General features: G+C 72.9%; 15 protein-coding genes, 3 tRNA genes and 2 pseudogenes. 10 read left to right on the top strand and 10 right to left on the bottom strand.

Features of this window, described 5'->3' with window-relative positions:
• Window positions 1–242 precede the first annotated feature (242 nt).
• A complete protein-coding gene (locus FM076_RS17685; protein WP_173871897.1) occupies window positions 243–491 on the top strand; it encodes a DUF3073 domain-containing protein in 249 nt (82 codons plus the stop codon).
• Between the two features lie 63 nt (window positions 492–554).
• Here FM076_RS17685 and purM read toward each other — a convergent pair whose 3' ends face one another.
• The 6 genes from purM to purS form a co-directional block, all read right to left on the bottom strand.
• A complete protein-coding gene (purM, locus tag FM076_RS17680) occupies window positions 555–1628 on the bottom strand; it encodes a phosphoribosylformylglycinamidine cyclo-ligase (protein WP_173871896.1) in 1074 nt (357 codons plus the stop codon).
• Between the two features lie 258 nt (window positions 1629–1886).
• Window positions 1887–3437, bottom strand: coding sequence for an amidophosphoribosyltransferase (purF, locus tag FM076_RS17675; RefSeq protein WP_173871894.1), 1551 nt, complete (start codon window positions 3435–3437; stop codon window positions 1887–1889).
• 377 nt (window positions 3438–3814) lie between these two features.
• Window positions 3815–4639 (bottom strand): maleylpyruvate isomerase family mycothiol-dependent enzyme, encoded by an 825-nt coding sequence (locus tag FM076_RS17670; protein ID WP_173871892.1) that lies wholly within the window; start codon window positions 4637–4639, stop codon window positions 3815–3817.
• 120 nt (window positions 4640–4759) lie between these two features.
• Window positions 4760–7030, bottom strand: a complete 2271-nt coding sequence (gene purL / locus FM076_RS17665; protein WP_173871890.1) for a phosphoribosylformylglycinamidine synthase subunit PurL — start codon at window positions 7028–7030, stop codon at window positions 4760–4762.
• A complete protein-coding gene (gene purQ / locus FM076_RS17660) occupies window positions 7027–7704 on the bottom strand; it encodes a phosphoribosylformylglycinamidine synthase subunit PurQ (protein ID WP_173871888.1) in 678 nt (225 codons plus the stop codon). The genes purL and purQ overlap by 4 nt, the downstream gene beginning before the upstream one ends.
• Window positions 7701–8009 (bottom strand): phosphoribosylformylglycinamidine synthase subunit PurS, encoded by a 309-nt coding sequence (gene purS / locus FM076_RS17655; protein ID WP_173871887.1) that lies wholly within the window; start codon window positions 8007–8009, stop codon window positions 7701–7703. The genes purQ and purS overlap by 4 nt, the downstream gene beginning before the upstream one ends.
• Before the next feature lie 387 nt (window positions 8010–8396).
• Between purS and FM076_RS17650 the strand changes: the two genes are divergently transcribed.
• The 5 genes from FM076_RS17650 to FM076_RS17630 all read left to right on the top strand — a co-directional run bounded on the left by FM076_RS17650 (window position 8397) and on the right by FM076_RS17630 (window position 11292).
• The gene (locus FM076_RS17650; RefSeq protein WP_173871886.1) at window positions 8397–8714 is read left to right on the top strand and encodes an Lsr2 dimerization domain-containing protein; all 318 of its coding nucleotides are present in this window, start codon (window positions 8397–8399) and stop codon (window positions 8712–8714) included.
• Between the two features lie 410 nt (window positions 8715–9124).
• Window positions 9125–9196, top strand: a tRNA-Gly gene (locus FM076_RS17645).
• Between the two features lie 78 nt (window positions 9197–9274).
• Window positions 9275–9347 (top strand) — tRNA-Gly (locus tag FM076_RS17640).
• A gap of 143 nt (window positions 9348–9490) precedes the next feature.
• On the top strand, window positions 9491–10453 hold the full coding sequence (locus FM076_RS17635) for an ABC transporter ATP-binding protein (RefSeq protein ID WP_173871885.1): 963 nt from the start codon (window positions 9491–9493) through the stop codon (window positions 10451–10453).
• On the top strand, window positions 10450–11292 hold the full coding sequence (locus FM076_RS17630; RefSeq protein ID WP_173871884.1) for an ABC transporter permease: 843 nt from the start codon (window positions 10450–10452) through the stop codon (window positions 11290–11292). Before FM076_RS17635 ends, FM076_RS17630 begins: the two co-directional genes overlap by 4 nt.
• A 510-nt stretch (window positions 11293–11802) precedes the next feature.
• On the opposite strand, the gene FM076_RS33955 is transcribed toward FM076_RS17630, so the two are convergent.
• Window positions 11803–12156: a hypothetical protein gene (locus FM076_RS33955; RefSeq protein ID WP_243275232.1), complete on the bottom strand. Its 354-nt coding sequence runs from the start codon at window positions 12154–12156 to the stop codon at window positions 11803–11805.
• On the opposite strand from FM076_RS33955, the pseudogene FM076_RS35015 reads away from it, so the two are divergent.
• The 4 genes and pseudogenes from FM076_RS35015 to FM076_RS17615 all read left to right on the top strand — a co-directional run.
• Window positions 12155–12349, top strand: a pseudogene (locus FM076_RS35015) (histidine kinase); the annotation flags it as partial. The gene FM076_RS33955 and the pseudogene FM076_RS35015 sit on opposite strands and share 2 nt — an antisense overlap.
• Before the next feature lie 154 nt (window positions 12350–12503).
• A complete protein-coding gene (locus tag FM076_RS33945; protein WP_243275230.1) occupies window positions 12504–13136 on the top strand; it encodes a hypothetical protein in 633 nt (210 codons plus the stop codon).
• Window positions 13130–13780: a response regulator transcription factor gene (locus tag FM076_RS17620; protein ID WP_173871883.1), complete on the top strand. Its 651-nt coding sequence runs from the start codon at window positions 13130–13132 to the stop codon at window positions 13778–13780. The genes FM076_RS33945 and FM076_RS17620 overlap by 7 nt, the downstream gene beginning before the upstream one ends.
• Before the next feature lie 99 nt (window positions 13781–13879).
• Window positions 13880–13952: transfer RNA gene (locus FM076_RS17615), tRNA-Gly, on the top strand.
• 222 nt (window positions 13953–14174) lie between these two features.
• Here the strand turns inward: FM076_RS17615 and FM076_RS17610 are convergent.
• The 3 genes and pseudogenes from FM076_RS17610 to FM076_RS17600 form a co-directional block, all read right to left on the bottom strand.
• Window positions 14175–15092, bottom strand: a complete 918-nt coding sequence (locus FM076_RS17610; RefSeq protein WP_173871882.1) for a phosphoribosylaminoimidazolesuccinocarboxamide synthase — start codon at window positions 15090–15092, stop codon at window positions 14175–14177.
• A 130-nt stretch (window positions 15093–15222) separates the two neighbouring features.
• Window positions 15223–16827 (bottom strand): N,N-dimethylformamidase beta subunit family domain-containing protein, encoded by a 1605-nt coding sequence (locus tag FM076_RS17605; protein WP_243274547.1) that lies wholly within the window; start codon window positions 16825–16827, stop codon window positions 15223–15225.
• A 126-nt stretch (window positions 16828–16953) separates the two neighbouring features.
• Window positions 16954–17311: pseudogene (locus tag FM076_RS17600) on the bottom strand (hypothetical protein); the annotation flags it as partial.

Raw genomic sequence — 17311 nt, 5'->3', positions numbered from 1 at the left:
CTCACCACCCCACGGCGGGTCTCTCCGCTACAGGAAGGTAAAATCGCCACTGACCAGCACGAGAAGGGTCGAGGGGCGCGTCGGACAGCGGCCGTGTCGTGCGGGCGACGTACCGTACGGCGGCGGAAGCAGGTACCGTTGAAGCCCTGAGTACCGGTCTCTCACCTGAGAGGCCGCTATGAACCATGAACGCGTGTCAAGACTCTGGGGCCGTCGAGCCCCGTCGTTGAGGGGGTCGAGCCATGGGGCGCGGCCGGGCCAAGGCCAAGCAGACGAAGGTCGCCCGCCAGCTGAAGTACAACACTGGCGGGACGGACCTCTCGCGCCTGGCCGAGGAGCTGGGCGCATCGACGTCGAACGAGCCGCCGAACGGCGGCCGCTTCGAGGACGATGAGCAGGACCCGTACGCACGGTACGCGGATCTGTACAACGACGAGGAGGACGAGGACGACGAGTCGTCCCGCCCCCAGTCGAAGCGCCGCGGCGCCTGACGTTCCCTATCCGCACCGAGCCCGGTCCGGCGTCCACCGGACCGGGTTCTCACGTGCGCCTGGTCAGCGTGCATAGTCACCCGTGAGAGTGACCGCCTCCCCGCGGTCACCGCGCTCGGTGATCTCGCCCGCGACCCAGGCGTCCACGCCTCGGTCGGCCAGGGTCTCCAGCGTCGCGTCGACGGCGGACGGCGGCACGACCGCGATCATGCCGACCCCCATGTTCAGCGTCTTCTCCAGCTCGGCCCGCGCCACGTTCCCCGCGCCGCCGACCACGTCGAAGACCGCGCCGGGCGCCCAGGTCCCCCTCTCCACCGTCGCGTGCAGCGCATCGGGGACGACCCGGGCCAGATTGCTGGCCAGCCCGCCGCCGGTGATGTGCGAGAAGGCGTGCACCTCACTCGTGCGGGCCAGCTCCAGGCAGTCGAGCGCGTAGATCTTGGTGGGCTCCAGCAGTTCCTCGCCCAGCGTGCGCCCGAACTCCGGCACCTGCCTCTCCAGCGTCCAGCCCGCCCGGTCGAAGACCACGTGCCGCACCAGCGAGTACCCGTTCGAGTGAAGCCCCGAGGACGCCATCGCGACCACCGCGTCGCCCGCCCGGATCCGCTCCGGCCCCAGCACGGCGTCGGCCTCCACCACGCCGGTCCCCGCGCCCGCCACGTCGTACTCGTCGGGTCCCAGCAGCCCCGGGTGCTCGGCCGTCTCGCCGCCCACCAGGGAGCAGCCCGCCAGGACGCAGCCCTCGGCAATCCCCTTCACGATCTGCGCGACCCGTTCGGGGACCACCTTGCCCACGCAGATGTAGTCCGTCATGAACAGCGGCTCCGCGCCGCACACCACCAGGTCGTCCACCACCATCGCCACCAGGTCGTGGCCGATCGTGTCGTGGACGTCCATGCGCTGTGCGAGCGCCACCTTGGTGCCGACCCCGTCGGTGGCCGAGGCCAGCAGCGGGCGGGTGTAGCCCTTGAGGCGGGATGCGTCGAAGAGACCCGCGAAGCCTCCCAGCGCGCCGACCGACTCGGGACGCTGCGTCTTGGAGACCCACTCCTTCATCAGCGTCACGGCGCGGTCGCCGGCCTCGATGTCGACCCCGGCGTCCGCGTAGCTGGCGCCGTCGCCTTGGCTGTTCGTCATGGGATACGTCTTCCTGTGCGGGGGAGGTGCTCGGCGGAGAAGCCGCGTCGGGTCCGGGGCCCCGAGGGACCGCGGGGGAGCCGCCGGACGGCCACCGGGCCGTCGCGCGGGGGCAGCCCCCGCGGCGGAGGTGGCGGGTCCGCGGCACGCCCCTGGGCGGCGCCGGCCCCCGGGCGGGGCCGTCGGGACGGGCCCGGCCCGGACGGGGTCCGGCGGGGGCCCGGCGCGGTGAACACGAGGGGAGGCGGATCGGGACGGCTACGGGCGCTTCAGCGCGTCGGCCGCTCCCACACCGGAGGCGAGGGTACCGACACCGTCGACGTCGCTGGTGGCCTCGGCCTCCAGCAGGTGCTTGCCGAGCAGTTCGGGGTCCGGCAGCTCCATCGGGTACTCCCCGTCGAAGCAGGCGCGGCACAGCTTGTCCTTGGGGATGGCCGTCGCCTCGATCATCCCGTCGGTCGAGATGTAGGCCAGCGAGTCGGCCCCCAGCGAGGTGCCGATCTCGTCGGTGGACAGCCCGTTGGCGATCAGCTCGGCGCGGGTCGCGAAGTCGATACCGAAGAAGCAGGGCCACTTGATCGGCGGTGAGGAGATGCGCACGTGCACCTCGGCGGCCCCGGCCTCGCGCAGCATCCGCACCAGGGCGCGCTGCGTGTTGCCGCGCACGATCGAGTCGTCGACGACGACCAGCCGCTTGCCGCGGATGACCTCGCGCAGCGGGTTGAGCTTCAGCCGGATGCCCAGCTGCCGGATGGTCTGGCTCGGCTGGATGAACGTCCGGCCCACGTAGGAGTTCTTGACCAGGCCCGATCCGTAGGGGATGCCGCTGGCCTCCGCGTAGCCGATCGCCGCCGGGGTGCCGGACTCGGGAGTCGCTATCACCAGGTCGGCGTCGGCCGGGGCCTCGGCCGCCAGCTTGCGCCCCATCTCCACCCGGGAGAGGTAGACGTTGCGGCCGGCGATGTCCGTGTCGGGCCGGGCGAGGTAGACGTATTCGAAGACGCAGCCCCGCGGCTTTGCCTCAGCGAACCGTGAAGTGCGGAGCCCGTCCTCGTCGATGGCCACCAGTTCGCCCGGCTCGATCTCCCGGATGAAGCTGGCGCCGACGATGTCGAGGGCCGAGGTCTCGCTGGCGACGACCCAACCGCGCTCCAGCCGGCCCAGCACCAGCGGGCGGATGCCCTGCGGGTCGCGGGCCGCGTACAGCGTGTCCTCGTCCATGAAGACCATCGAGAACGCGCCCTGGACCCGGGGCAGCACCCGCGGGGCCGCCTCCTCGACGGTGAGCGGCTTGCCGTCGTCGTCGGTCTGGCCCGCCAGCAGGGCGGTGACCAGGTCGGTGTCGTTGGTGGCCGCCACCTGGGTGGCGCGGCCGTTGCCGGTGGCGGCCTGTTCGGCGACCATCCCGGCGAGCTGGGCGGTGTTGACCAGGTTGCCGTTGTGGCCCAGGGCGATGGAGCCGTGGGCGGTGGCGCGGAAGGTCGGCTGGGCGTTCTCCCACACCGAGGCGCCGGTCGTCGAGTAGCGCGCGTGGCCCACGGCGATGTGGCCGCGCAGGGACCCGAGGGAGGTTTCGTCGAAGACCTGGGAGACCAGGCCCATGTCCTTGAAGACCAGAATCTGGGAGCCGTTGCTCACCGCGATTCCCGCGGACTCCTGGCCGCGGTGTTGCAGGGCGTACAAGCCGAAATACGTGAGCTTCGCGACCTCTTCACCGGGCGCCCAGACACCGAAGACGCCGCAGGCGTCCTGGGGGCCCTTCTCACCGGGGAGGAGGTCGTGGCTGAGCTTTCCGTCACCACGTGGCACGTCTTCGAGTCTACGGTCCCCGCTCGCGGGGCGCCGAACCGGGGAACGCGCCTGCCGGGCGGGGGGCCTTGACGGATCGGCCCGGACGCGGTCACCATCCGGCCCGCCCGGCCCCGGCCGACCCCCGCGCGAGTGCCGCAGGGGGGACGTCGGTCACGGCGCGGGTGCCCTCTGTCGCTGCGGGTGAGCATCCTCGTCGCTGCGCGTGAGCACGCCTGTCGCACTGTTCCCCCGTCCCTCCTCTCCCCTCCGGGAAGCGGGCGGGCGGGCGGTGATGTTTGCCACGCCGCCCGGTTCGCGGCGCGTGTGCGCTCGGGGCGGCCACCGACCCGTATGCCCGGAATGCCCGGACATACCGGGGATCCGGGCGGCGCCGCTCAGCCCAGTACCGGCAGCAGCGCCGAGAGGTCCGAGCGCTCTCCGCTCGCCGTCAGCTGCCCGGTGGCCAGCGCCTCGCTCCACGTCGTCCGGCCGGTGGCCAGGCGGAGCCACGTCAGCGGATCCGCCTCCACCACGTTGGGCGGGGTGCCCCGGGTATGGCGGGGCCCCTCGACGGCCTGGACGACGGCGAAGGGCGGGATCCGCACCTCCACCGAACCGCCGGGTGCCTTCGCGGCGAGCGCGTCGGCCAGCACCCGGACGGTGGCGGCCAGGGCCTGCCGGTCCAGCGCGACGCGGACGCCCGTGGCACGGGCCAGGTCGTCGCTGTGCACCACCAGCTCCACCAGCCGCGTCACCGTGAAGTCCAGCATGCGCATCGGACCGAAGTCGTGCGGGATCACCAGGTCCTCGCGGACCGCCGACTCGATGACCGGCTCCAGCTCCGCCACCGCCTGGTCGACGCGGGCCGGGCCGTCGGGGGCCGCGGCGGCCTCCTCGCGGGTCGCCGCGTCCAGCCGCTCGGCGGCGGTCGCCGTGGACAGGGCCCAGCGCGAGAGGGAGAGGTGCCCGGCCTTCGTGGAGACCTCCGTCTCCGGCCGGCTCAGCTGCCGGGGCACCGCGTCGATCTGCTGTGCGAGGTGGACGAGCAGATGGTGCACGTCCCAGCCGGGCAGGCCGGAGGGGAGGGAGTACTGCTGTGCGCCGAGCCGGTGCGCGGCATCGGTGACCGCTTCCACCTGGTTGATGAGCGCGGTGCGGACGCGGTTCGGGTCGTACGTGCGCCGGTCTCTTCCGGAGGGGGTGCGTCGGGCAGGCGGCATACGCGTGAGACTAGCCGCCCCCTGGCGCGGTGCGGGAGAAGGCTTCACCCTCCCGCGTCACCGCCGGACCCCGGGCACACGGCTTTGGGGCCCGGCGGTGAGGCGTGGCCGGCCGGCCGGTCAGCCGAAGAGGGCCGGGAGCGTGGCCTCGTGGGCGTGCCGCAGCTCGTCCAGCGGGAGGGTGAACTGCCCCTGGATCTCCAGCGCTTCCCCGTCCACGACACCGATCCGCGCGGCGGGCATCCCCCGGGCCGCGCACATGTCGGTGAACCGCACCTCCTCGCTCCGCGGCAGGGCCACCAGGGCCCGGCCCTGCGACTCGGAGAAGAGGAAGACGAAGGGGTCCAGCCCGTCGGGGACGACGATCCGGGCGCCCTTGCCGCCCTTGAGGCAGGACTCGGCCAGCGCCTGGATCAGGCCGCCGTCCGACAGGTCGTGCGCGGCATCCGCCATCCCGTCCCGGGAGGCGGCGATCAGGATCTCGGCCAGCAGCCGCTCCCGCTCCAGGTCCACCCTGGGCGGGCGTCCGCCCAGGTGGCCGTGGGCGACCTGGGACCAGGCCGAACCGCCCAGCTCCTCGCGGGTCTCGCCCAGGAGGTAGATCAGATGGCCCTCGTCGCGGAACGCCATCGGGGTGCGGCGGGCGACATCGTCGATGACACCCAGCACGCCGACCACCGGGGTGGGGTGGATGGCGGCCTCGCCGGTCTGGTTGTAGAGGGAGACGTTGCCGCCCGTCACCGGGGTGCCCAGCTCCCGGCAGGCGTCGGCCAGCCCTCGGCACGCCTCGGCGAACTGCCACATGGCGGCCGGGTCCTCGGGGGAGCCGAAGTTGAGGCAGTCGGTGACGGCGAGCGGGCGGGCGCCGGTCGCGGCGACGTTGCGGTACGACTCGGCCAGCGCGAGCCGCGCGCCCTCGTACGGGTCCAGCTTGGCGTAGCGGCCGTTGCCGTCGGTGGCGAGGGCGACGCCCAGGCCCGTCTCGGCGTCGATCCGGATCATGCCGCTGTCCTCGGGCTGCGCCAGTACGGTGTCGCCCAGGACGTAGCGGTCGTACTGGTCGGTGATCCAGGACTTGGCGGCCTGGTTCGGGGAGGAGACCAGGGCGAGGGCGGCGGCCCGCAGCTCGTCGCCGTCCTTCGGGCGGGGCAGGGCGGCCGGGTCGTCGGCCTGGAGCGCGTCCTGCCACTCGGGGCGCGCGTACGGGCGCTCGTAGACGGGGCCCTCGTGGGCGACCGTCTTCGGGTCGACGTCCACGATCTTCTCGCCGTGCCAGAAGATCTCCAGCCGGTCGCCGTCGGTGACCTCACCGATGACGGTGGCCGTGACCTCCCACTTCTCGCAGATCTCCAGGAAGCGCCCGACCTTGTCGGGCTCGACCACGGCGCACATGCGCTCCTGCGACTCGCTCATCAGGATCTCCTCGGGGGAGAGCGAGGAGTCGCGCAGCGGCACATCGTCCAGCTCGACGCGCATGCCGCCCGAACCGTTGGAGGCCAGCTCGCTGGTGGCGCAGGAGAGCCCGGCCGCGCCCAGGTCCTGGATGCCGACGACGAGCCCGGCGTGGAACGCCTCCAGGGTGCACTCGATGAGCAGCTTCTCCTGGAAGGGGTCACCGACCTGCACGGCGGGGCGCTTGCTGGGCTTCTCCGTGTCGAAGGTCTCGGAGGCCAGGATGGAGGCGCCGCCGATGCCGTCGCCGCCGGTGCGGGCGCCGTAGAGGATGACCTTGTTGCCGGTGCCGGCGGCCTTCGCCAGGTGGATGTCCTCGTGCTTCATCACACCCACGCACAGGGCGTTGACCAGCGGGTTCCCCTGGTAGCAGGCGTCGAAGACGACCTCGCCGCCGATGTTGGGCAGCCCCAGGCAGTTGCCGTAACCGCCGATGCCCGCGACGACGCCCGGCAGCACCCGCTTGGTGTCGGGGTGGTCGGCGGCGCCGAAGCGCAGCGGGTCCATCACCGCGACCGGGCGGGCGCCCATGGCGATGATGTCGCGGACGATGCCGCCGATACCGGTGGCCGCGCCCTGGTACGGCTCCACGTACGAGGGGTGGTTGTGGGACTCCACCTTGAAGGTGACCGCGTAGCCCTGGCCGACGTCCACGACGCCCGCCTGCTCGCCGATGCCGACGAGCATCGCGTCGGCCCCCGGCCCCTCGGTGGGCGCCTTCTCGCCGAACTGCCGCAGATGGACCTTGCTGCTCTTGTACGAGCAGTGCTCGGACCACATCACGGAGTACATGGCCAGTTCGGCGCCGGTGGGACGGCGGCCCAGGATCTGGCGGATACGGGCGTACTCGTCCTCCTTCAGGCCCAGTTCGGCCCAGGGGAGGTCGGTGTCGGGAGTCTGTTCCGCGTGCTTGACGGTGTCCAGGCTCTGGGAACTCATGAGGTGACCAGCTTCTTGACGGCCGAGGTGAAGAAACCGAGCCCGTCGGTGGTCGGCCCCGTCAGGGCCTCAACGGCGTGCTCGGGGTGCGGCATGAGGCCGACCACGTTCCCGGCCTCGTTGGTGATGCCGGCGATGTCGCGGCGGGAACCGTTGGGGTTGACGTCCAGATACCGGAAGACCACGCGGCCCTCGGCCTCCAGTTCGTCCAGGGTGCGCTCGTCGGCGACGTAGCCGCCCTCGCCGTTCTTGAGCGGAACGGTGATCTCCTGGCCGCGCGCGTAGTCCGACGTCCAGGCGGTCGCGTCGTTCTCGACCCGCAGGCGCTGGTCGCGGCAGACGAAGTGCAGGTGGTCGTTGCGGGTCAACGCCCCCGGAAGCAGGTGGGATTCACACAGGACCTGGAAACCGTTGCAGATCCCGAGCACCGGCATTCCGGCCTTCGCCTGTTCGACGACGGACTCCATCACGGGCGAGAACCGGGCAATTGCGCCGCACCGCAGATAGTCGCCGTAACTGAAACCGCCCGGCAGCACGACCGCGTCCACCTGGTGCAGATCCTTGTCGCGGTGCCACAGCGCGACCGGTTCGCCCCCCGCGATACGGATGGCGCGGCGCGCGTCGCTGTCGTCGAGGGAACCGGGAAATGTGACGACGCCGATACGGGTGGTCACGCCGCGGCTCCTTCGGACGCGGCGTGGGAAGCGGCCGGGACGGGCCGCTCGGCGCCGTCGGCCTCCTGGACGCGGACCGTGAAGTCCTCGATCACGGTGTTGGCGAGAAACGTCTCGGCCAGCTCCTGGATACGGGCGAGGGCGTCCCCGTCCACGGGGCCCTCCACTTCGAGCTCGAAGCGCTTGCCCTGGCGGACATCGGAGATTCCTTCGAAGCCCAGGCGGGGCAGTGCACGCTGCACCGCCTGTCCCTGGGGGTCGAGGATCTCCGGCTTCAGCATGACGTCGACGACGACGCGAGCCACAGGTACTCCTAGTGCTTAGCGGGGCGCTGCGCTGGCCAGCGTACCCGCCATGAGAATCTACGCGCGTTGATATGGTCCGGGGTTCTCCACGGCGGCCGAGAAGCGCTCATCCGCGCGTGACGATCCTGGTGGGACTTCGCGAAGCACTGGGAAAACCCAGGAGAAAAAAGTAGGGTCCCGATTGCGGCCGGAACCCGATCCGAATTCCGGGCCATAATGTTTGTGCGCCCCCGGGCGCGCGCAGCATCCAACAGAATAAGCACTTGACTCCGTCTCCTACCCGGGTTCACCCGCATACATCCCGCCGCATGCCGGCGGACCGTCCCGGCAACCACCGGGAAAGCCGGGCGACCCCCTTTCGCGATCCTGAGGGAAGGACCGATATCCGTGGCACAGCGTGTAGTAGTGATGCTCTCCGATGACATCGACGGCGGAGAAGCGGCGGAAACGGTCTCCTTCGGACTCGACGGGAAGACCTACGAGATCGACCTGAACACCGACAACGCCGAGCGGCTCCGCAAGGAGCTGGCGCCTTTCGTCGAGGCCGGCCGCAAGCGGGCCAGGTCCGGGAAGGCGTACCGCCGCACCTCGATCGACCCCGACCCGCGTGCCGTGCGGGCCTGGGCGGAGTCGAACGGCTTCGATGTGCCCGCCCGCGGGCGCATCCCGAAGAAGGTGTACGAGGCGTTCCACGCCGCCCGCTGAGACCTCCCGCCTTGCGCCTTGGGGCGGCCCCCTCGTGGGGAGCCCGCCCCAAGGCACCTCCCGGCGCATGCCGGATGAAGGGGCTCGCTCCCCTTCGCCCCCTCGTCCCCCGTCCCCCGTCCCCCGTCCCCCGTCCCCCGTGCCGAACGAAGGGGCTCGCACCGTCCGCCCCTGCGGGGGCTCGTCGTCGGCGGGCCTCTGGTTGCGGACGGGACGGCACCTGCCGGGACGGCCCCCGCTTCCCGCCGTCACGGCAGGGAAGCGGGGGCCGTCCCGGCTAGGACAGAGGGCTGCCGTGGCGGGGAAGAGGAGGGAAGGAGGGGCGACTTGCCAGGGGGTGTGGGTGATCGGATAGAGTCGGGGCAACGCCGCGGCGGGGAACCCCGGAAGGGGGACCGCAAGGTGAGCGTGCGGGTGTAGCTCAGTAGTAGAGCGCCCTCTTTCCAAGAGGGAGGCGCAGTGTGCGATTCCTGTCACCCGCTCTCCACTCCGTACCGTCGGTCGGAAACGATCAGGTAGAGTAGTGGTCGCGCCATTCGGTGAGAGCCGGATGGAGGCATGCGGACGTAGCTCAGTTGGTAGAGCGCAACCTTGCCAAGGTTGAGGTCGCGAGTTCGAGCCTCGTCGTCCGCTCAGGGAAATGAAGACCCCGGTCATTGCGGCCGGGGTCTTCTTTTTGTGTGGACGCGGACGCGGGGGTGCCGCATGACATTCGTCATCCGCACTCATGACGGCCCGCACTCGATTCGGGCTCTTCCCGGCGGAAGCCTGGCTCCATGGAAGCGATCGAGGTCGAGGGGCTGAGGCGCCGCTACGAGGCGGCGGGCAGGAGCGGCGGGGGCGGCGGTTTCGAGGCCGTCCGCGAGGTGTCGTTCTCGGTGCGCGAGGGTGAGATCTTCGCGCTGCTCGGTACCAACGGTGCGGGCAAGACGTCCACCGTCGAGGTGCTGGAGGGGCTGGCGCGGCCGAACGCGGGCACGGTGCGGGTGCTGGGGTTCGATCCGTTCACGGAGCGCGCCTATGTGCGGCCCCGGACGGGTGTGATGCTCCAGGAGGGCGGCTTCCCCTCCGAGCTGACCGTCGCGGAGACGGCGACGATGTGGGCAGGCGTCACCAGCGAGGCCGGGCCGCCGGGTGAGGCGCTGGAGCGGGTGGGTCTCGGTGGCCGGGCGGACGTCCGGGTCAAGCAGCTCTCGGGTGGTGAGCGGCGGCGGCTGGACCTGGCGCTGGCGCTCATCGGCCGGCCGGAGGTGCTGTTCCTGGACGAGCCGACGACGGGTATGGACCCCGAGGGCCGCCAGGAGGTGGCCGAGCTGGTGCGGGGGTTGCGCGCGGAGGGGACGACGGTCCTGCTGACGACGCACTACCTGGAGGAGGCCGAGCAGCTGGCCGACCGGCTGGCGATCATGCAGGCGGGCCGCATCGTGGCGACGGGCACGCCGGAGCAGGTGGTGGCCGAGCGGCCGTCGCGCATCTCCTTCCGGCTGCCGGCGGGTGTGGCGGCCGAGCGGTTGCCGTTGGGCGTCCCGGCCGCGGTCCAGGGGCGCACCGTGTCGGTGCGGACGCGGGAACTCCAGTCGGCGCTGACCGAACTCCTGCTGTGGGCGCGGGAGTCCGGCGTCACGCTGGAGAACCTCCAGGCGCGGTCCGCCTCGTTGGAGGAGGCGTTCTTGGAGATCGCCCAGGCGGGCGACCGGGCGGACGCGGGCGTGGCGGAGCGGAAGGAAGCGCGGGCATGACGGATACGGGCGGAAGCGCGGGCGCGGGCGGGGCGACGGCCACCGGGGCGCGGGCCGCGAGCGGGGGCCGGGTGAGCAGGCTGTCGATGCGGAGGGTGCGCGCGCTGGCGCGGGCGGAGCTGACACTGCTGCTGCGCAACAAGTCGGCGTTGTTCGTCGTCCTGCTGCTGCCGGTGATGCTCACCTTCTCGATCAAGTCGGCCGCCGACCAGGCCGATCTGTCGGGGACGGGCCTCTCGCTGGGCACGGTGGTGCTGCCCGGGGCGGTGGGGATGGTGCTGCTGTTCGCCGTCTACAGCACGCTGGTCGGCGTGTACGTCGCCCGGCGTGAGGAGCTGGTCCTCAAGCGGCTGCGCACCGGTGAGGCCGACGACCTGGAGATCCTGGGGGCCGGGGCGCTGCCCTCGGCCGTGATCGGGCTGGCCCAGGCCGTGCTGCTGCTGGCCGGCGGGGCGGTGCTGCTGGACGTCGGAGCCCCACAGCGGCCGGACCTGCTGGTGGCCGGGGTGGTGCTGGGGCTGGTGATGACGGCCTCGCTGGCCGCCGCCTCCGCCGCCTTCACCCGCACCACCGAGCTGGCCCAGCTCACCCCGATGCCGCTGATGCTCGCGACGTTCGCGGGCTCGGGGATCTTCGTCCCGCTGGAGGTCTACCCGGACCGGGTCGCGGAGGTGTGCCGGTATCTGCCGATGTCGCCGGTGATGGACCTGCTGCGGAGCGCCTGGACACAGCAGCTGAGCGGGACGGGCACGCTGCGGGCACTGGCGGTCGCCGTGGCCTGGACGCTGCTGGGCGCCTCCGTGGTGCGCAAGCGCTTCCGGTGGGAGCCGCGCCGCTGAGCCGGGCGCGGGGCCCGCGCCGGGGCAGTGGCCGCCGCCGGTCACCGTCGTCGGCCCGGCGGCGCTGGTCCGCACGTACGGTGAGGGGGCGGGACCGGGGCCGGGGGGCTCGGCCGCGACGGCGCGGGGACACGTGCACGGGGACGGGACGGACGGGAACGGGGACGGGACGGACGGGCGCGGGGACGGGACGGACGGGCGCGGGGATGTGCACGAGCACGGGGCGGACGAGCAGGGGACAGACGGGGACGGGAGGCGGTCGCCGGTGATCCGCTGGGGCAGGGAGAGGCGGCACAAGTGGCAGCGGCGCAGCCGGCTGGAGCAGGTCGAGGTCTCGACGCGGTGGATGGTGCTGAGCACGCCGTGGATCTTCTACCTGAGCGGTATCCCGCAGTTCCTCGCCGAGACGTCGCAGGCACGGCTGCCCCTGACGCTGGCCTGCGTGGTGGCCGGACTGCAACTGGTGGTGGGCGTGCTGAGCATGACCGCCCTGCCGCGTGCCCTGGACTGCTACCTGGGCGCGGAGGAGCCGCCCCGCCGGCTGATGGCCGTCGCGCTGGGGTTCTTCCTCGCCGCCACGGCCCTGGTCACGCTGATGATCGGCAAGGGCTGGGCCGGTGACTCCGCCGGGCCCGCGATGGCCCTGTTCGCCGGTCTGCCGAGCCTGGTGGGCGTGTACGGGCTGACGGTGCCCAGGCGGCGCGCGATGGCCGTGGTGTTCGGCGGCGCCGTCCTGATCGCCGCCGTCTTCAGCACGGCGACGACGAGCTGGCTGCGGCTGCTGCCCACCCTGTGCGTCCTCGTCCTCGCGGGCCTCTCCGGCGTCTTCACACCGCGCTCCTCGGCCTGGTACATCGCCGTCATGCGGGAGCTGGACGAGGCGAAGGAGGCGCAGGCGCGACTGGCGGTCGCCGAGGAACGGCTCCGCTTCAGCCGCGACCTGCACGACGTGATGGGCCGCAACCTGTCGGTCATCGCGCTCAAGAGCGAGCTGGCCACCCAGCTCGCCCAGCGGGGCGCCGACTCCGCCCTCGCGCAGATGAGGGAGGTCCAGCGGCTGGCCCGCGAGTCGCAGACCGAGGTGCGCGAGGTCGTCCGGGGCTACCGCGAGGCCGGGCTGGAGACCGAACTCGCCGGCGCCCGGGGCGTGCTGCGGGCCGCCGGGGTGGACTGCCGCATCGAGTCGGCGGAGCCGGTGAGGGGACCGGTCCGTGCAGTCGGCGCTCGGCTGGGTGGTCCGGGAGGGCGCCACCAATGTGCTGCGGCACGCGGAGGCCGGGCGCTGTGTGATACGCCTCACCTTGGGCGCGGCCGGTACGGCCGTCCTGCTGATGGAGAACGACGGTCTGCGGCCGGAGTCCACCCGGCGCGGTTCCGGCCTGACGGGGCTCGCCGAACGCCTCGCCGCCCTGGGCGGCACCCTCACGGCGGACCGCGACGAGGCGGAAGGGCTCTTCCGGCTGCGCGCCGAGGTCCCGCTCACGGCCCCGGCCGACGCGGGCGGCACCGCGCTCACGGCCCCGGCCGGCAGTGGCGGCGCCGCGCATGCCGCGCATGCCGCACGTGCCGATGCCGGGGAGCCGGTGGAGGCCCTGGCAGGGGGCGTGGGCAGGGACGAGGGGCCGGGCGCGCCTACGGATACGGGCACGGGCGCGGGCCCGCATGCGGATGCGGATGCGGGGCCGGGTGTCGCGGACCCGGGTGCGGCTTGGGGTGCCGCGGGTGCGGTGGAGGGCGCGGCGGGTTCCGCCGCGGTCGGGAGTGCGGGTGGCGGGTTGGTCCGCCAGGTGTTCCCCGGCGCGAGGGCGGCCGGGGAACGGGAGGAGCCGGGGAAGCGATGGTGAGCGGGAACGCCGAGGTGGGGGGCGGGGACCCGAGGGTCCCGATCCGGGTGCTGCTGGCGGACGACGAGCATCTGATCCGCGGGGCGCTGGCGGCGCTGCTCGCGCTGGAGGACGATCTGGCCATCGTCGCGGAGGCGGCCTCCGGGCCCGAGGCGCTGGCGATGGCCGGTGCGCACCGGCCGGACGTGGCCGTGCTCGACCTCCAGATGCCGGGCGCGGACGGCGTGCGGGTCGCGGCGGCGCTGCGGGACGCGGTGCCGGAGTGCCGTTCCATGATCGTCACCAGCCACGGCCGGCCGGGCCACCTCAAGCGGGCGCTGGCCGCGGGCGTCCGCGGTTTCGTGCCCAAGACCGCCTCGGCCGAGCAGCTCGCCGAGATCATCCGTACCGTGCACGGCGGCAGCCGCTATGTGGACCCCGAGCTGGCGGCCGACGCCATCAGCGCCGGGGACTCGCCGCTGTCCGCCCGCGAGGCCGAGCTGCTGGAGCTGGCCGCGGACGGCGCCCCGGTGGCGGAGATCGCCAGGAGGGCCTCGCTGACCCAGGGGACGGTCCGCAACTACCTCTCGGCCGCCGCCGCCAAACTGGGCGCGGAGAACCGGCACGCGGCGGCGCGAATGGCCCGCGAGCGCGGGTGGATCTGACCTCCCGGGCCGCCCCGGAAGCCGTGCCGGGCCGTGCCGGAGAGCGGCTATACTGGGCTGCGCACCACGGCGGCCCCCAGAGGTCCGGCGGTGGAGCACGCGGACGTAGCTCAGTTGGTAGAGCGCAACCTTGCCAAGGTTGAGGTCGCGAGTTCGAGCCTCGTCGTCCGCTCCGAGAAGCGGGAAGGCCCCGGTCGAAGGACCGGGGCCTTCTTTTCATGTCGCGGCCGGGGCCGGGCCGGGCGGGCCCGGACGGAAGGCCCCCCGCAAGCGCAGTACACCCGACACCCGAGAGCCCACGGCCCGCCGGGCACTGGATGTCGGGCGCGTCGGGCGTCGGAGGGCACCCCCGCCGGAACCCGCACAGGGTTGCGGCGGGGCCGCCCGGCAGGCCCTAGCTCCAGGGCACCCCCGTCAGCCGTTCGTAGGCCTCGATGTAGCGGGCGCGGGTGGCCTCGACGACGTCGGAGGGGAGGGCGGGCGGGGGCTGTTCCGAGGCGCGGTCCCAGCCGGAGGCGGAGGAGACGAGCCAGTCGCGCACGTACTGCTTGTCGAAGGAGGGCTGCGCGCGGCCGGGCTGCCAGGTGTCGGCGGGCCAGAAGCGGGAGGAGTCGGGGGTGAGCACCTCGTCGGCGAGGGTGAGCCGCGGCTCGGTGCCGTCGCCCGCCTCGTCCCAGCCGAACTCGAACTTGGTGTCGGCCAGGACGATGCCGCGCTCGCGGGCGATGTCCCGGGCGCGGTCGTACGCGGCGAGGGTGGCCTGGCGCAGTTCGGCGGCGGTCTCCGGGCCGACCTCGCGGGCCACGTCCTCGTAGGAGACGTTCTCGTCGTGCTCCCCGACCTCCGCCTTGGTGGCGGGGGTGAAGATCGAGCCCGGCAGCTCGGAGCCGTCCTCCAGGCCGGGCGGGAGGGCGAGCCCGCAGACGGTCTGGGACCGCTCGTACTCGGCCAGGCCCGATCCGGCGAGGTAGCCGCGGGCCACGCACTCGACGGGGATCATCCGCAGGGAGCGGCACACCGTGGTGCGGCCCTCCCAGTCGGCGGGCGCGCCCTCGGGGACGTCCGTGCCGAGGACGTGGTGGGGCAGCAGGTCCTCCAGCTGCTCGAACCACCACAGGGACAGCCGCGTGAGAATGCGGCCCTTGTCGGGGATCTCGGTCGGCAGGACCCAGTCGAACGCGGAGATCCGGTCGCTGGCGACTATCACCAGGTCGCCGGCCTCGTTCCGGTAGAGGTCGCGGACCTTGCCGGTGTGCAGATGCACCAGGCCCGGTACCTGGGCGGGCTCGGGTTTTTCGACGAATCCCGTCACGTTCTCATTCCTCCCTGGGGGCAGCCGGCCACACGGCGGGTGCCCCCGATTCTCCCCTGCCACCCGAGCGCGGTGCCTGTCGGGCGGACCGGGCGCCGCCGCGGGCGGGGGCACGGGGGTGCTGCCCCGGTCAGTCCCGTTTGCAGATGCGGTCCAGCAGGTTGCAGGTGGCCCGCTGGATACGGGCGTCCACATAGCCGGGGCGGTCCAGCGCGGGGGACCAGGCGAAGGTGCCGGAGGAGAAGACGAGGGCGCCGGAGGGCGCGCGGTACAGGGAGGTCTCCTGGTGGCGCAGGGCTCCGGTGCGGTCCTGGTACGGGGAGTGGGCCAGCAGGATGCGGCTGGTGTGGTCCGGGAGCACGGTGCGCGGGTAGTAGCGGTCGGCCTCCCCCGCGACGAGGCCGGGCAGCTCGTCGCCCTCGCCGGCGCCGGTGGCCTCCCACAGCCAGTGGTCGGCGTTGCGGACGATCAGCGGGTAGGGCTCGGCGACCTGGCCCGCGTACTGGATGCCCAGCAGGGCCTGTTCGGGCTCGCCCTGCTCGCGCCAGAGCGCGGGGCGCCCGGGGCCGCGCCGCTTGCGGCAGGTGAGCAGGCGGTCGGGGGCGCCGGAGGGGAGCGCGTCGAGTTCGACCTGCCAGTACATGGTGTTGGCGGAGAGGAAGACCAGCGCGGTGCCGCTGTCGCGGGCGCGCTCCACGGACCGGCGCATCGCCCGGGACCAGTACTCGTCGTGGCCGGGGAAGACCAGCCCCCGGTACTGCGTGGGGTCGATGCGCCCCGCGTGCAGGTCGCGGGTGTCCGCGTAGGCCAGGTCGTAGCCGTACCGTTCCGCCCAGCGGATGAAGTCGTACGCGTGTCCGATGTGCAGGGGCAGGCCGGAGCCCGCGTAGGGGCGGTCGAAGGAGACCGTCATGGCCGCCTGGCTCTCCCCCAGCAGGCGGCCGTCGTCGTCCCAGGCGTGGTACAGGCTGGCGCCCGTACGGCCGTCCTCGGGGAAGAGGTTGTACGCCTGCCATGTCACGTCCGGCAGGACGAGCAGCAGATCACCCGGGTCCCGGTCGCGGACCGTGAAGGGGATGTGGGAGCGGTGCCCGTCGGCGGTGGTCAGGACGGCGACATAGGCCCCGGTGGACCAGTAGTCGGGGATCTGGAGCCGCCAGGAGAGCCACCAGTGGTGGCAGGAGACGGTGCGGTCCGCGGTGAGCGGGGCGGGCTGCATGATGCCGGACAGCCGGGGACTGGTGGTGATCTTCATGGCACCCGCGCCGCCGTAGTGGCCGATCCGGTAGACGTCCACGCTGAAGGGCTGCGGCGGGTTGACGGTGACGCGGAAGTCGATGGACTCGCCGGGAGGCGTGCCGCCGGCCACCGAGGCGAAGCCCTTGATCTGGCAGCGCACGTCGTCGGCGGTGGGCGGGGCGCTGCTGGACAGGCCGCGGGTGCGGGGCTTGGGGAGGGTCTGGCCGCCGCCCGCCAGGTCCCGCACCAGTTCGGGGGTGCGGGAGGTCTGGCCCGGGGCCTGGTCGACGCAGTCCACGTACCACGGGACGAGACGGCCGTTCTCGAAGTAGTTCTCGCTCACCCGCAGCCAGGGCAGCGGCCCCTGGCCGAAGGGGTCGGTCACCGCGTGCGCGAGTGCTCCGGACTCCCACCGCCTCAGCGGCCCGGGGCCGGGCTCGGGCTCGCGCACGGCCTGTCCGGGGCGGCCGGGGCACTCGGTCCGTTCGGTTCCCATGTACTGCTCCTCCCCGTCGCCCTCGCTCCGTCTCCGCGCGGTGTGCCGTGCGTGTGACGGCAGACAGCACATCACATTACGCACGGGCGTCGTCACCCTTCGTCGCTAAATGGCTGGAGATGATCTTCAGACGAGCCGTACGGGCTTCTCCGGTCGTACTCCGACCCTCGCCAGCCAGTCGCGCAGCCCCTCGGTCTCCCCGTCCTCGACCAGCGCCAGCACCAGACCGGCCAGTTCACCGGTGCGCTCGCCGTCCACGAACAGGGCCGGTCCGTCCAGCCAGTCGAGCCCGGGGACGGCACCGGCCGTGTCCACGGCGGCACAGCAGACGGCGGCCGTGACGTGATCGGCCAGCAGCTCCTTGCCGCTGCGCGGCGGCTGGAGGGGCAGCCCCATGGGCGCGGGCGGCGCGGGGTGCGCCTCCCCGGCGCCCGCCGACGGCCCCACGCCGGGGCTCGCACCGATGACACCAGGGGCGCTCGCG

This window comes from Streptomyces albus subsp. chlorinus (genome assembly GCF_013302895.1).
GTDB classification, from domain to species: Bacteria; Actinomycetota; Actinomycetes; order Streptomycetales; family Streptomycetaceae; genus Streptomyces; species Streptomyces chlorinus.
The sequence above is the reverse complement of the archived record's forward strand: the minus strand, read 5'-3'. Positions and strand labels throughout refer to the sequence as shown.